We start from the raw sequence: 13,917 nt of genomic DNA, 5'->3' as shown, positions 1-13,917 counted from the left end.
TGCAATCGGGTGGCGCTTTGATCACGTTGCAAAACACAAGCGAGAGATCAGGCGTCCAGCAGGTCACCAACGTCCAGCTACAGTAAGGGCGGGGTTGGCAATTGCCAGAACCCCGCCCCGACTTGATTTATTCTGCAGCAAATTCCTTGCAGCCGGTGCACAGCAGATCGATGACGTGCAGGGCAAAGGAACGCCAGATGTCCATACGGAAGCTTTGTTCCGCGTCACGCCAGAGAACGACCGTGACACCATCGATCACCGTGCGGCAACCACCGCCAACCGGGATGGTGTCGATGTCGCGCGGGCAGCCGATGGTAAGCAACTCGGCGGCACGTTCGCCTTCGATCCGGACCGTAACTTCACGGGCGGATACCTCTGTCAGGCTGTGGGTTGCGGATGCATACACATCCGCGCAGGCCGCAACCAATTTCTCGGTATCGTCGGGCTTGGCAATGATCAGCCATTCATCCGGGCCAAGACAGATCGTCTCGGTGGTGCCGTTGGCAGCACGTGCGCCAACGGTGGTTGCCAGATCAACACCGATCGCCTTGGATACGGCCGGAATATTGGCCGCACGCAGACGCAGTGAGAAACGAGCAACCGGTGCCATCAGGGTCAGCTTGACCGGTCCTGATGCAACGATCGGACCCGGCGTAAATGCGTGTGTAAGTACCGTCATTTTTCTGTTCCCCGCCTAGAGTTTCAACCGTGCGCCTTCGGGATCGAAGAAGACCGTCCCGGTGACAGTTGCCTTGATCACACGATCAGGCATCGGAATGTAAATGGTTTCACCCATACGATTGAAACCGTCTTCAAGCAGCGCCATGGCAATCGGACGACCAGCGGCATCGCTGTGATAGCTTGATGTCACATGGCCAACCATTTTCATCGGCTTGGGCTGGTTCGGGTCAAGAACGATCTGCGCACCTTCCTCAAGCTTGGTTTTGCCATCTTTGGTCAGAAGACCGATCAGCTGCTTGCGACCTTCGGCAACCAGATCCGGACGTGCCAGACCGCGTTTACCGACAAAGTCGGGTTTCATTTTACCGATTGCCCAGCCCAGCCCGGCGTCATGCGGGGTGACCGTGCCATCGGTGTCCTGACCGACAATGATATAGCCCTTCTCGGCACGCAGCACGTGCATGGTTTCGGTACCATAAGGGCAGATATCGTATTTCTTGCCAGCCTCGAACAGCATTTCCCAAAGTGCGCGACCAGCATGGGCCGGAACGTTGACCTCAAAACCGACTTCACCGGTAAAGCTGATGCGGAACAGGCGTGCCGGGAAGCCACCAACGCGGCATTCGGCAACCGACATGTGCGGGAAGGCTTCATCAGACATATCAAGACCTTCGACAAACGGCTCAAGCACCTTGCGCGCATTCGGGCCGTTCAGCGCAATGGTCGCCCACTGCTCGGTGGTCGAAGTCAGCCAGACATCAAGGTCAGGCCATTCGGTCTGAAGGTAGTCTTCCATCATGTTCAGAACACGTGCCGCACCACCGGTCGTGGTGGTGACATGGAAGCGATCATCGGCCAAACGGCCAATGACACCGTCATCACGGATAAACCCGTCATCGCCCAGAAGCAGGCCATAACGTGCCCGCCCCGGTGCCAGCTTGGTCCAAGGGTTGGTGTACATGCGGTTCATGAATTCAACCGCATCGGGGCCAACCACCTCGATCTTGCCAAGGGTCGATGCATCAAAGATGCCGACACTTGCACGCGTCGCACGGCATTCGCGCGAAACCGCTGCATGCATGTCTTCGCCGTCTTTCGGGAAGTACCATGCGCGGCGCCACAGGCTGACCGGCTCGTACGCGGCACCGTTTTCTTCGGCCCAGCTATCAATCGGGGTTTTACGCGTCACTTCAAAGTGACTGCCCTTGTGATAACCACAGAAAGCGCCAAAGGTGGTCGGAGTGTAAGGCGGACGGAACGTCGTCAGACCAACTTTCGGCTGCGGCACACCCAATGCGTCAGACGCAATGTTCAGGCCGTTGATGTTCGACATCTTGCCCTGATCGGTCGCCATGCCGTTGGTGGTGTAGCGTTTGACATGTTCGATCGAACGCATGCCTTCGCGCACCGCCAGACGAAGGTCCTTGGCCGTGACATCATTCTGGTAATCGACAAAGGCGCGTGCCTTGCCAGCGTCCAGATCGGTCGGCAGTTCCTTGTGGCTGACACCGGTTCCCGGACGGTCATTGGCAACGCCGTAGCTTGCAGCCTTGGTCGTCTTGCCAAGGCTTTTGGCTGCTGCTGCACCCATTTCCGCCCCGTCATTCAGGACAGCTTCAATGCCCCACAGGCCACGGCCTGCGCCGGCGATTTCGCATTCTTCTGCCTTGTGATCCGGCAGGAAGGTCTGGCGTTCCTCGTCCCACTTCAGCGTTCCCTTGGTGTGCGAGAACAAGTGAAGCGACGGCGTCCAGCCACCCGACATCAGAAGGCAATCGCAAACGATAACCTCGGCAGCACCGACCGACGATCCGGTGATCGGGTTGACGCGAACCGATTTGATACGCAGGCGGCCTTCGGTCCCGGTAACAGTGTGACCGGCCATGATACGGATGCCACGTTTGGTCGCCTCGGCAACCAGATCGCCATTCGGCTCGGCACGGGTATCAATGATGGCGGCAATGGTGGTGCCGGCATCGGCCAGATCAAAGGCGGCATACCATGCGCTGTCATGGCTGGTGACGATGACGGCCTTGTTGCCAACGCGCACGCCATAGCGGTTAAGGTAAGTCTGGGCCGAACCGGCCAGCATCACACCCGGGCGATCGTTGCCATCAAACACCAGCGGCTTTTCAAGCGCACCCTGTGCGAGAACAACCTGCTTGGCGCGGACACGCCACATGCGTTCGCGCGGCGTTTCCCCATCCGGGCTGGCAAGGTGGTCGGTCAGCTTTTCACAGAGACCAACCATGTTCTGGTGGTAATAGCCAATCGCGGTCGTGCGGGTCATCACCTTGACGCCAAGCTCCTTGAGCTCGGCCACGGTTTTGGCAACCCAGTCCCATGCCGGCATGTCTTCGATCATGGCCGACGGTTCGGACAGAAGCGAACCACCCGCTTCCGGGTTTTCATCAACAAGGGTCACACGCGAACCGGCACGTGCCGCCGAAACAGCGGCTGCAAGACCGGCAGGACCGGCACCAATGATCAGAACATCGGTATGCAGGTAACGCGATGCATAGTGATCCGGATCAGGTTCAGTCGGCGAAACACCAAGACCGGCGGCCGCGCGGATGAACGGCTCATAGACCTTGTCCCAGAAGGATTTCGGCCACATGAAGGTCTTGTAGTAGAACCCGGCGGAGAACAGCATATAGGCCTTGTCATTGATCGCGCCAATGTCAAAGGACAGGCTGGGATAACGGTTCTGGCTGTTGACCTGCAGGCCGTCCCAGATTTCCTGGACAGTTGCACGGGTGTTCGGCTCGAACCGGCCCGGACCGCGACGGGTACCGACCAGCGCGTTCGGCTCTTCCGAACCGGCGGTCACGGCACCACGCGGGCGGTGATATTTAAACGAACGACCCATCAGGTGAATGCCATTGGCCAGCAAAGCTGATGCAACGGTATCGCCCTTGAAGCCTTTGATTTTCTTGCCATCAAAGGTGAACTGGATCGGTTGGGTGTGATCGACGCGACCACGCCCGGAAACGCGGAAGCTGCTCATTTCGATTTCTCCAACAATTTGGACAGTTCAGGACGGGGATCATCGGTTTTATAGGTGATCAGGAACCGGTCACTGACAGTGTCACGCACAGCGTTGAAATATCGACCGCAGCCATGGAAGTGGCGCCAGCGTTCATAATGCGGGCCCTTGACGTTGGTGCGGATGAACAGGAAGTCGCGCCATTCCTCGTCACTGACCGACGACGGATCGCTTGGGCGTGCAATATGGGCTTCACCGGCATAGGTAAATTCCGCCTCCGGCAGGGTCTGATTGCAATAGGGGCAATGGATCAGAAGCATGTCCGGTCTCCTTAGTGCGCAACAGCTGCAGCAGCGGCTTCGTCAATCAGACGACCGGTACTGAAACGTTCAAGGGTGAAGGGCGCGTTGGCCGGATGCGGATCATCCTTTGCCACGGTCCATGCCAGTGTGTGGGCTGCACCCGGGGTCGCCTTGAACCCGCCGGTACCCCAACCACAGTTGACGTAAAGACCCGGCACCGGCGTCTTGCCAAGGATGGCCGAACGGTCCGGGGTCACATCAACGATACCGCCCCATTTACGCAGCATGCGCATACGGTTGAAGATCGGGAAGATCTCGCAGATCGCAGCAACCGTATGCTCGATCAGCGGCAGGCCGCCACGCTGGGAGTAACTGGTATACTGATCGGTGCCCGACCCAATGACGAGCTCGCCCTTGTCAGACTGGCTGATATAGGCGTGAACGCTGTTGGACATGACAACACACGGGAAGATCGGCTTGATCGGCTCGGACACCAGTGCCTGCAGCGGATAGCTTTCAAGCGGCATGCGCACACCAGCCGTATCCATCACGACCGAGGTATGACCAGCAGCCGAAACAGCAACCTTTTTCGCACCAATAAAGCCCTTGGCGGTTTCAACACCAGTGACGCGGCCATCCGGGCCACGGCGAATGGCGGTTACCGGGCAGTTCTGAATGATGTCGACACCACGTGCCGCGGCCCCGCGGGCATAACCCCATGCTACCGCATCATGGCGTGCAGTTCCTGCGCGACGCTGAAGTGCTGCACCGACGACGGGGTAACGCGCATTTGGCGAAATATCGAGCGGCGGACAGAATTCCTTGGCTTCTTCCTTGGAAAGCCAGACATTATCCACACCGTTCAGACGGTTGGCGTGCACGTGGCGCTGGAAGCTTTGAACATCATGAACGTTATGCGCAAGCATCAGAACGCCGCGCTGCGAATACATGACGTTGTAGTTTAGTTCCTGGCTCAGCCCATCCCACAGATCAAGCGCGTGATCATAAAGCTTCGCACTTTCATCATAGAGATAGTTCGACCGAATGATCGTCGTGTTACGGCCGGTGTTACCACCGCCAAGCCAGCCCTTGTCGATCACGGCGACATTGGTGATGCCGTGCTCCTTGGCCAGATAATAAGCCGCACCAAGACCATGACCACCCGCGCCGACGATGATGACATCGTACTCGGCTTTCGGCTCACTGTCGGGCCACTGTGGCTCCCAGTTCTTTTGGCCACTAAGGGCGTTCTTGATAAGCGATAGCGCAGAAAAATGGGTCATGATTATACGATCCCCCGATTTACCATTGCCGGAACTCTATCAATGTCCTTGGTTTGCGGACTGGATAATTGCGACAATTTCATTGTATATTTTTGCCATGAACTCTTTTTCGAGCCCGGGGCCGAACTCCGGCAACCCCCTTGCAAAAAAGCGCCTTCGCGTCGCCTTTCTGCTGGCAGACAATTTCACACTGACAGCGTTCGCAAGTTTCGTCGATGTTTTGCGCCTGGCAGCCGATGAAGCGGACCGTTCGCGGCCGATCCACTGCGACTGGACAGTGCTGTCTGACACCATGAACCCGGTACGGTCGAGTTGCGGGGTCAAGGTGCAGCCCGACACGCGCCTGCGCAATGCCGGTGACTACGACTATATCGTGGTTGTCGGGGGGCTTATTCAAGAAGAAGGCGGACTTTCATCTGATTGCATCGCCTATCTCAAGGCGGCAGCCGCCAAGGGCAAGAACCTGATCGGCTTGTGTACCGGGGTTTTCGAACTTTATGAGGCAGGCCTGCTTGAAGGATATCGTTGCTGTGTCAGCTGGTTTCACCATGACGAATTTGTCGCGCGGTTCGAAGCCGCCCAACCGGTTTCGGATCAGATCTTTGTCGTCGACCGCGATCGCCTGACCTGTTCGGGCGGGCATGGTGCGGCGCATCTTGCTGCCTGGGTGGTTGAAAAACACATTGGCCGCACAGCTGCGACCAAAAGCCTTAGCATCATGATCATCAACGAGGCGATGACAGGTGAAAACCCGCAGCCGGGCTTCCAGACTGATCTGGTCGCCCGCGAACCGCTGGTGAAAAAGGCGCTTTTGCGCATGCGCCAGAATATCGAGTCGCCCGAAACCATCGCCAAGATGGCCGAGAAACTTGGTGTCACCCGCCGCAAGCTTGAACGCGCATTCAATGCCGATCTTGGCATTTCGCCATCACGCGCAGCCCTTCGCATCCGGCTGGATGCCGCCAAGAAGCTGCTGGGCGAGTCGAACAAGACCACCACCCAGATCGCGATCAGCACCGGCTTTTGCGACGCATCGCATTTCATTCATGCCTTCAAGGCCGAGATCGGCATGAACCCGTCGGAATATCGCAATACTGTTCCGGTCCCGGCCACCCTGCCCTGACAGCATCAAGCATCGATGGTGACCTGCCCGATCGGGTTTGAGCAGCAGGCAAGGATATAGCCCTCCTCGATATCATCATCGGTGATGCCTCCATTATGGACCATATGCACTTGACCTTCGGTCTTGCGCACTTTGCATGTTCCACAAATCCCCATCGAACAGCCTGACGGGATGACAAGCCCGGCACTGCGTGCTGCGGCAAGGACAGTATCAGTTTGGGTGCAATTGGCCGTGATGCCCGATGCGGTAAAGGCAATAACCGCCTTGCTTTCCTCATCAGGGACGACATCATCGGGCACATCTTCGACATCCGGTGTCGGCGCATGGAAGCTTTCCTGATGGTAACGATCCATATCGTAGCCAAGCCCGACAAGAACCTCGCGAACGGCCTGCATAAAGGGCTCCGGCCCGCAACAGAACACTTCGCGTTCCAGATAATCCTGCGCCATCAGCCCCAGCATCAGCTGATTGAATGTGCCCAGATATCCGGTCCATGGTTTGTAAGGATCTTCTTCCTCGACCACCCATTTAAGCGCGATGCCGTTGATGCGTGATGCGCTGTGCTCCAGACGTTCGCGAAAGATGATCTCGGATGGGCGCTTTGCGCAGTTCACGAACACAATGTCGGGATCACGCCCGGCATCGTAGAGATAGGTCGTCATCGACATCATCGGCGTGATGCCCGACCCCGCCGAAATGAACAGGTATTTCTCCGCCGGATGGTTAACCAGCGAAAAACTGCCTGACGGTCCCTTGGCGCGAATGCGCATGCCCGGACGCAAATGATCGAGCATCCAGCGCGTCCCGATCGATCCCGCCTGCGCCTTGACCGTCACGGTCAAGGACGTTGGACGCGATGGCGAGGACGAGATGGTGTATGTCCGATAAAGCGGCCCGCCCGGCACCGGCAACTCCAGCGTTAAAAACTGCCCCGGGTCGTAGCTGAACAAGGCACCGGACACCGACTGGAAGCAAAAGGTCATAACATCAGGCGCTTCGGGCAGAAACGAAACACATTCGAGTTCTTCAGTGTCCGACCAGAAGGCAAGCTTTGGTTTTTCAATCACAGACATCGCCCTACTCCGCCGCAAGCGGTCTGGTTTGGGCCAGGTTGGCCGACAGGGTTTTCGCATACCAGTCGCCAAACTGGGCAACGCCGGCTTCGTGGATATCGGAATAGGGGCCGACCTTGTAGGCCGGTGTCGCGATGCCGCGCTGATTGTTTTCGACCACTTCCTTGTCCTCGGCATTGGTCGCAAGCCAGACCTCTGTCAGACGCTTGAGGTCATAGTCGCGGCCTTCAACCGCATCCTTATGCACAAGCCACTTGGTCGAGACTTCGGTTTCCGTCGGGCTGATCGGGGTGACACGGAAAACAAGCGCATGATCCGACAGGAAATGGTTCCATGTCGACGGGTAATGGAACTTCAAAAGTGATCCGCCATTTTTGAACGGGATGCTGGAATTGGGCAGGCTGACAGCCGCCTTGGTATCAAGCGTGTAACTTTCCGCTTCCCCCAGAAGCGGTACCCGCACCAAACGCCATTCACCGGCATCAGATATCTGATAGGCCGATGGCGCACCAACTGCCTCGCAACGGGCGACATGATCATCAAGCACACCGGCCACGACGCCATCAGACGTACTGCCGATCGCACGTGCATCTTCCGGGAAGGTCCGGCAAAGCGACGCGTGGTTCCCGCCACAGTGATAGCATTCCCGGTTATTTTCCCAGACCAGCTTCCAGTTGGCGTTTTCGATAATCGTGCTTTCAAAGGCGACCTTGGAGTTTTCAAGATCATGCGGCGCCAGATATCGCTCGGCGGCCTTGGCAAACGGCTCGATATCCGGGGCGTTATCGGCCAGACAGATATAAACCAATCCATGGATCACCTGGCAATGAACCGGACTTAACCCGAATTTCGAATTGTCAAAATCCGGCCCCATGTCACGCGCCCAAAGCAACTTGCCATCAAGATCATAGGTCCATTGATGATAGGGGCAAACCAGCCGCGGATTGCGGCCCTTTTTGGTTTTGCACAAAACAGATCCGCGATGGCGGCATGAATTGTGGAACGCCCGCACCACCTGATCATTGCCCCGCACGATCACAACGGAATAGGCACCGACTTCATAAATGACGTAACCGCCCGCCTTCGGGATTTCGCACGACGGGATCGCAAACAGCCATTCCTTGTAGTGGATGTTTTCCAGATCAAGCTGATAGATCGATGGATCGGTATAGAAGGGCTGTTCCAGTGAGTATCCGGACACACGACGAGCCAGAAGTTCCTGAACGGAAGGCGGGGTAGCGGGCATGGCGAAATTCCGTCTTTTGATGTTTTGAAGCAACCAAAAGTGTGAACGTCATGCCGCGATTTACAACGGCATTAATTTTCATCTTGGTTTAGTTCAACTAATCTGAAAAACTCGCCTGATATGCCCTGCGTTGTTTTCAGGAGAGCCTATTGGCCCGCCCGTATGATCTGTCTTCGATAAATGCCCTGATCTGCTTTGAAGCAGCGGGCCGCAATATGAGCTTCAAGGATGCGGCGGCAGAACTCAATGTCACGCCAGCGGCTGTAAGCCACCAGATCAAGGCGCTTGAGGCCGATATTGGCAGTGCCCTTTTCATTCGTCGCAACCGCGGGGTGGAACTAACCGAAAAAGGCGCCTTTCTGCTCGTCGCCCTGCAACGGGGCTTTGAAACCATTTCCGACACGGTCCTGCAGCTACGTGATCAGCCCGAAACCGTCGATGTCACAATCCGCACAACGACGGCCGTCAGTTCACTTTGGCTTACGCCAAAAATTGCCGCCTTCTGGAAGATTCACCCCGATATTACGGTCTCGCAGATTGTGTCTGACGTTCCGGGCATGACCGGGCAATGCGATCTGAGCATCCATTACAGCAACCCCGATGACGGGGCCGAAGGATACTACAAACTGTTTCAGGACCGGGTCGCTGCCATCGGCACACCGGCGTTTAAGGCGGAACAGAATATCGAAACGATTGATGATCTGCTGCGAAGCCCCCTGATCCATCTGCATAACGAGGAAACCGACTGGACAACATGGACCGACTGGTTCCGTGCACTAGGACGGCCTGCACCCAAGGGGCGCAGCTTCAAGCTTAATAATTACACGATTGCCTTACAGGCCGCCCAGGATGACGTCGGCGCTGTGCTTGGCTGGGACGAACTGGTGGGGCCATTGCTTGAAGACGGTCGCCTGATCAAACTGGTGCCCGATGAAATCCCCTCGCCCATGGGGTTTTATTTACGCGTCCATCCGCGTGCCTCGGAAAAGGCCCGTATCTTTGTCGACTGGCTGATTGATGCCGCCTGACAGAAAGGTAATGGCAAGCGCGACACATGGCCACGCTTGCCCTGCACATCAGACGTCTTTTAACAGACGCAACGCATCATAGATTGCCGCATGGGTATTACGCGCGGACACCGCATCACCGATCCGGAACAGCTGATAGGCCCCGTCCGGATTGCGCACAACCGACTGCGGCTGACCGGCCAGAAGCTGATCATGGGACATTTCGCCATGGTTCGATGAACCGGGCTTGAGATCGAAATAGATATCATCAAGCGGAATGGTGCCGTGGTTGATCACGATCTGATCAACGACCCGTTGCTTGGCCACCCCGCCATAGTCGCTACCAACATGCGCAATCAGCTGGTTGCCCTGCTTTTCGACCGCCTCAAGGCGATAGGTCACGGTAAAGGTGGTATCAAGCTTCTGCATGCTGCGCATATAGGGCACAAGGTTCATCGCCATGACTTCTGGCGCAAAGGCGCGATCCGGCGTCATGATTTCGACCTTGGCACCACTTTGGGCAATCAGTTCAGCTGCTTGCAGACCCGCATGGTCCCCGGCATCGTCATAGACCAGAACATTACTGCCGGGTTTGACGTCACCTGAAATGATATCCCAGCTTGAAACCACAAGATCATTGCCCTTTGAAAGCACCTCGGTATCGGGCATCCCGCCGGTGGCGATGATGACGACATCTGGTTTTTCCGCCGTGATTGTATCTGCTTCGGCCCAGGTGTTGAAATGGAAGCTCACGCCCAGGCGGGTACATTCGGCCATGCGCCAGTCGATGATGCTGATCATTTCGCGGCGGCGTTCGTTTTGCGCGGTCAGGCGAATTTGCCCACCCGGATTTGGGGCGGCTTCATAGACAACAACTTCATGACCGCGTTCACCGGCAACACGCGCGGCTTCCATACCCGCCGGGCCGGACCCGACGATCACGACCTTTTTGCGGGTTTCTGCCTTTTCCACGATTTGCGGCATCGAAAGCTCACGACCCGTGGCTGCGTTATGGATGCAATAGGCCGAGCCGCCCTGATAAATACGATCAAGGCAATAGTTGGCGCCGACACAGGGGCGGATTTCTTCCTCGCGTTTCTCGATAATCTTGCGGACGACATGCGGGTCGGTCATATGGGCACGGGTCATGCCGACCATATCGATCTTGCCCGATGCAATCGCATGGCGTGCGGTTGCGACATCGGGAATTTTGGCACCATGGAAGGTCGGGAAATCGGTGGCGGCACGAATTTCGCCGGCAAAGTCCAGATGCGGCGAGTTCGCCATGCCCTGAATCGGGATCACATCGGTCAGGCCGGCATCGGTATCGATATGCCCACGAATGACATTGAGGAAATCGACCATGCCACTGTCTTTTAGGCGCTTGGAAATCGCAAGACCATCTTCCTGGGTCAAACCACCATCAAGGTCCTCATCCCCGGTATAGCGCACACCGACAATGAAGTCCGGCCCGACGCGTTTGCGAATTTCGGTCAGAACATCAAAGGTAAAGCGCAGGCGGTTATCGATACTGCCCCCATAAGGCCCATCAAGATCGTTGGTCAGCGGTGACCAGAACTGATCCATCAGATGGCCATAGGCCTGAAGCTCGATCCCGTCCATGCCGCCGGCCTTCATGCGCTCGGCCGCGTCGGCATAATCCTTGATGATGCGTTCGATATCCCAGTCTTCCATCTTTTTCGGGAAGGCCCGGTGCGCGGCTTCGCGCCTGTGTGATGGCGAGACAACCGGCAACCAGTTTGCCTTGTCCCATCGCGTGCGGCGGCCCAGATGGGTCAGCTGGATCATGACCGCGGCACCCTGTTCGTGCACCGCATCGGTCAGGTCCTTCATCCACGGAACAACTTCGTCTTTCCAGACCAGCAGATTGTTAAAGACCGGCGGACTGTCCTTTGACACCGCAGCCGATCCCGCCGTCATGGTCATGGCAACACCACCCTTGGCGCGCTCTACATGATAGGCGCGATAACGGTCTTTCGGCATGCCATCCTCGGGATAAGCCGGTTCGTGCGAGGTCATCATGATGCGATTACGCAGCGTCAGATGTTTAAGCTGATAGGGCTGAAGAAGCGGGTCGTTGGACATGTGCGGGGCTCCGGTTTGATCTCTCTGCCAATGACGATATTCAGAAATGTACAGTTATGTCAATTTTAAGTTCACCAATGTATATTTCAGATACATTGATGTACACTTCGCTTGTCCCGAACCGGGCAGTTTGCTAAGGACACGTCCATGGAAGAACAAATTGAAAATACCGCCGCCCAAAATGGCGCCGGACAAAACAGCGGCTGGCGCGGATCGGCCGAGATCTGGCTGAACGCGGCTTATGAGGCGTTGCTTGAAACCGGTGTGGATGGTGTAAAGATTCAGCCACTGGCAAAGCGCCTCAACCTGTCACGCACCAGCTTCTATTGGTTTTTCAAGGACCGGAAGGAATTGCTGGGCGCCTTGCTAGACCTTTGGCGTGAGAAAAACACCGGCAATCTGATCAAACAGACAGAGGCCTATGCCGAGTCTGTTTCAGAAGCGATGCTTAACATCATCGATCTCTGGCTGATGCCCGACCTTTTTGATTCGCGCCTGGAATTTGCCGTGCGTAGCTGGTCTATGCAGTCCGATGACGTCAGGGCCGAAATTGAAAAGGCCGATCAGCAACGCCTGGATGCACTTGCCAAACTGTTCATCCGCTTTGGCCAGGACGAACGCATGGCCGATGTCCGCGCGCGCGCCATCTATCTGGTGCAGATTGGCTATATCTCGATGAAAGCCAACGAAGACCTCTCTGTCCGCATGGCCCGCATTCCGGGCTATGTCGAAACATTCTGCGGACAGGCGCCAACGCAAAACGAACTCAACAGGTTTTACGCGCGACATGAGTTCACGTCGAAGAAGTAACGAACCAGAACGAGTGCATTACTTTGACCCAGAATGGATGCTCACCTATCGAAAGGCCAATTTTGCCACAAGGCCAGCTACTGCTCTGCATTGGGCACAAAACAAAACCCCACATCACAAAATGTGGTGTGGGGTTAAATCTTGGATCAAAACCAGCTTTCTGGCTAATCAACCCGCAAGCGACGCAGTATCGATCACGAAGCGGTATTTGACGTCGCCTTTGATCATGCGGTCATAGGCAGCATCAACCTCGTCGGCACGGATCATTTCGATGTCTGCGACGATGTTGTGCTTGGCACAGAAATCGAGCATCTCCTGGGTTTCCGGAATGCAACCGATCAGCGAACCCGCAAGCGAACGACGCTTGAAGATCAAGGCGGCAACATTCGGGGCCGGATGTGCTTCGGCCGGAACGCCAACCAGGGTCATGGTGCCATCACGCTTGAGCAGATTGATATAGGCATCAAGATTGTGTGGTGCAGCCACGGTATTCAGGATCAGATCGAAACTAAGCGCATGGGCTGCCATTTCGTCTTCGTTGCGCGATACAACAACTTCATCCGCGCCAAGGGCCAGCGCCGCTTCGCGTTTGGATTCAGATGTCGTGAAGGCAACGACATGGGCGCCCATCGCATGGGCGATTTTCACACCCATATGGCCAAGGCCACCGATGCCGACGATGCCGACTTTCTTGCCCGGACCGGTGTTCCAATGCTTGAGCGGGGAATAGGTGGTAATACCCGCACACAGAAGCGGTGCCACAGCGGCAAGCTTGTCTTCGTCATGTTTGACATGAAGAACATAGCCTTCATTGACCACGATCTGCTGCGAATAACCACCAAGAGTATGACCCGGCGCATCTTCGGTCGGGAAGTTATAGGTCGCGATCATGCCATCGCAGTAGTTTTCATAACCGTCTGCGCATTCCGGGCATTCGCCGCAGCTGTCAACGATACAACCAACACCTACCAGATCACCGGCTTTGAAATTCTTTACATGGCCGCCGACTTCGGTGACGCGACCAACAATCTCGTGACCGGGCACGCAGGGCCAACGGGTTCCGCCCCACTCTGCGCGCACCTGATGCAGATCCGAGTGACAGACACCGCAATAGGCGATCTCGATTTTGACATCGTGCGCGCCTGTCGCGCGGCGTTCGATATCCATGGCCTCAAGCGGTTTGTCGCCTGCATAAGCACCAAAAGCCCTAACTGCCAAAGCAACCTCCATAGTGTTGGTAAAAGTCATGGCGCATAGTCCGCGCCCATAGTCCAAACCATAGCCACCGCCAAACTCAGTG

General features: G+C 56.4%; 11 protein-coding genes. 3 read left to right on the top strand and 8 right to left on the bottom strand.

The window, feature by feature from the left end:
- Positions 1 to 127 precede the first annotated feature (127 nt).
- From UF64_RS07435 to UF64_RS07420, 4 genes are read right to left on the bottom strand one after another with little or no spacing between them, the layout of a single operon-like run.
- A complete protein-coding gene (locus UF64_RS07435) occupies positions 128 to 679 on the bottom strand; it encodes a sarcosine oxidase subunit gamma (RefSeq protein ID WP_044827953.1) in 552 nt (183 codons plus the stop codon).
- Positions 680 to 694: 15 nt separating this feature from the next.
- Positions 695 to 3,688: a sarcosine oxidase subunit alpha gene (locus UF64_RS07430; protein ID WP_044827952.1), complete on the bottom strand. Its 2,994-nt coding sequence runs from the start codon at positions 3,686 to 3,688 to the stop codon at positions 695 to 697.
- Entirely contained in the window at positions 3,685 to 3,987 is a 303-nt protein-coding gene (locus UF64_RS07425; protein ID WP_044827951.1) for a sarcosine oxidase subunit delta, read from the bottom strand. The genes UF64_RS07430 and UF64_RS07425 overlap by 4 nt, the downstream gene beginning before the upstream one ends.
- Before the next feature lie 11 nt (positions 3,988 to 3,998).
- Entirely contained in the window at positions 3,999 to 5,252 is a 1,254-nt protein-coding gene (locus tag UF64_RS07420) for a sarcosine oxidase subunit beta family protein (protein ID WP_044827950.1), read from the bottom strand.
- A gap of 97 nt (positions 5,253 to 5,349) precedes the next feature.
- Between UF64_RS07420 and UF64_RS07415 the strand changes: the two genes are divergently transcribed.
- Positions 5,350 to 6,375, top strand: a complete 1,026-nt coding sequence (locus UF64_RS07415; protein WP_044827949.1) for a GlxA family transcriptional regulator — start codon at positions 5,350 to 5,352, stop codon at positions 6,373 to 6,375.
- A gap of 5 nt (positions 6,376 to 6,380) precedes the next feature.
- Here UF64_RS07415 and UF64_RS07410 read toward each other — a convergent pair whose 3' ends face one another.
- Positions 6,381 to 7,448, bottom strand: a complete 1,068-nt coding sequence (locus UF64_RS07410) for a hybrid-cluster NAD(P)-dependent oxidoreductase (protein WP_044827948.1) — start codon at positions 7,446 to 7,448, stop codon at positions 6,381 to 6,383.
- Between the two features lie 4 nt (positions 7,449 to 7,452).
- On the bottom strand, positions 7,453 to 8,694 hold the full coding sequence (locus UF64_RS07405) for an aromatic ring-hydroxylating dioxygenase subunit alpha (protein WP_044827947.1): 1,242 nt from the start codon (positions 8,692 to 8,694) through the stop codon (positions 7,453 to 7,455).
- A 149-nt stretch (positions 8,695 to 8,843) separates the two neighbouring features.
- Here UF64_RS07405 and UF64_RS07400 point away from each other — a divergent pair, with 149 nt between their 5' ends.
- On the top strand, positions 8,844 to 9,722 hold the full coding sequence (locus UF64_RS07400; RefSeq protein ID WP_044827946.1) for a LysR substrate-binding domain-containing protein: 879 nt from the start codon (positions 8,844 to 8,846) through the stop codon (positions 9,720 to 9,722).
- Between the two features lie 48 nt (positions 9,723 to 9,770).
- Here UF64_RS07400 and UF64_RS07395 read toward each other — a convergent pair whose 3' ends face one another.
- Positions 9,771 to 11,807 (bottom strand): NADH:flavin oxidoreductase, encoded by a 2,037-nt coding sequence (locus UF64_RS07395; protein ID WP_044827945.1) that lies wholly within the window; start codon positions 11,805 to 11,807, stop codon positions 9,771 to 9,773.
- 147 nt (positions 11,808 to 11,954) lie between these two features.
- Between UF64_RS07395 and UF64_RS07390 the strand changes: the two genes are divergently transcribed.
- Positions 11,955 to 12,617 (top strand): TetR/AcrR family transcriptional regulator, encoded by a 663-nt coding sequence (locus UF64_RS07390; RefSeq protein ID WP_044827944.1) that lies wholly within the window; start codon positions 11,955 to 11,957, stop codon positions 12,615 to 12,617.
- 168 nt (positions 12,618 to 12,785) lie between these two features.
- Here the strand turns inward: UF64_RS07390 and UF64_RS07385 are convergent, their stop codons facing one another.
- Positions 12,786 to 13,865 carry an NAD(P)-dependent alcohol dehydrogenase gene (locus tag UF64_RS07385; RefSeq protein ID WP_369792943.1) on the bottom strand — a complete coding sequence of 360 codons (1,080 nt, stop codon included), beginning with the start codon at positions 13,863 to 13,865 and terminating at the stop codon, positions 12,786 to 12,788.
- Positions 13,866 to 13,917: the final 52 nt, after the last annotated feature.

The sequence above is a fragment of the Thalassospira sp. HJ genome, from assembly GCF_000948415.1.
Classification (GTDB): Bacteria; Pseudomonadota; Alphaproteobacteria; order Rhodospirillales; family Thalassospiraceae; genus Thalassospira.
This window is presented reverse-complemented; position numbering and strand designations above follow the sequence as displayed.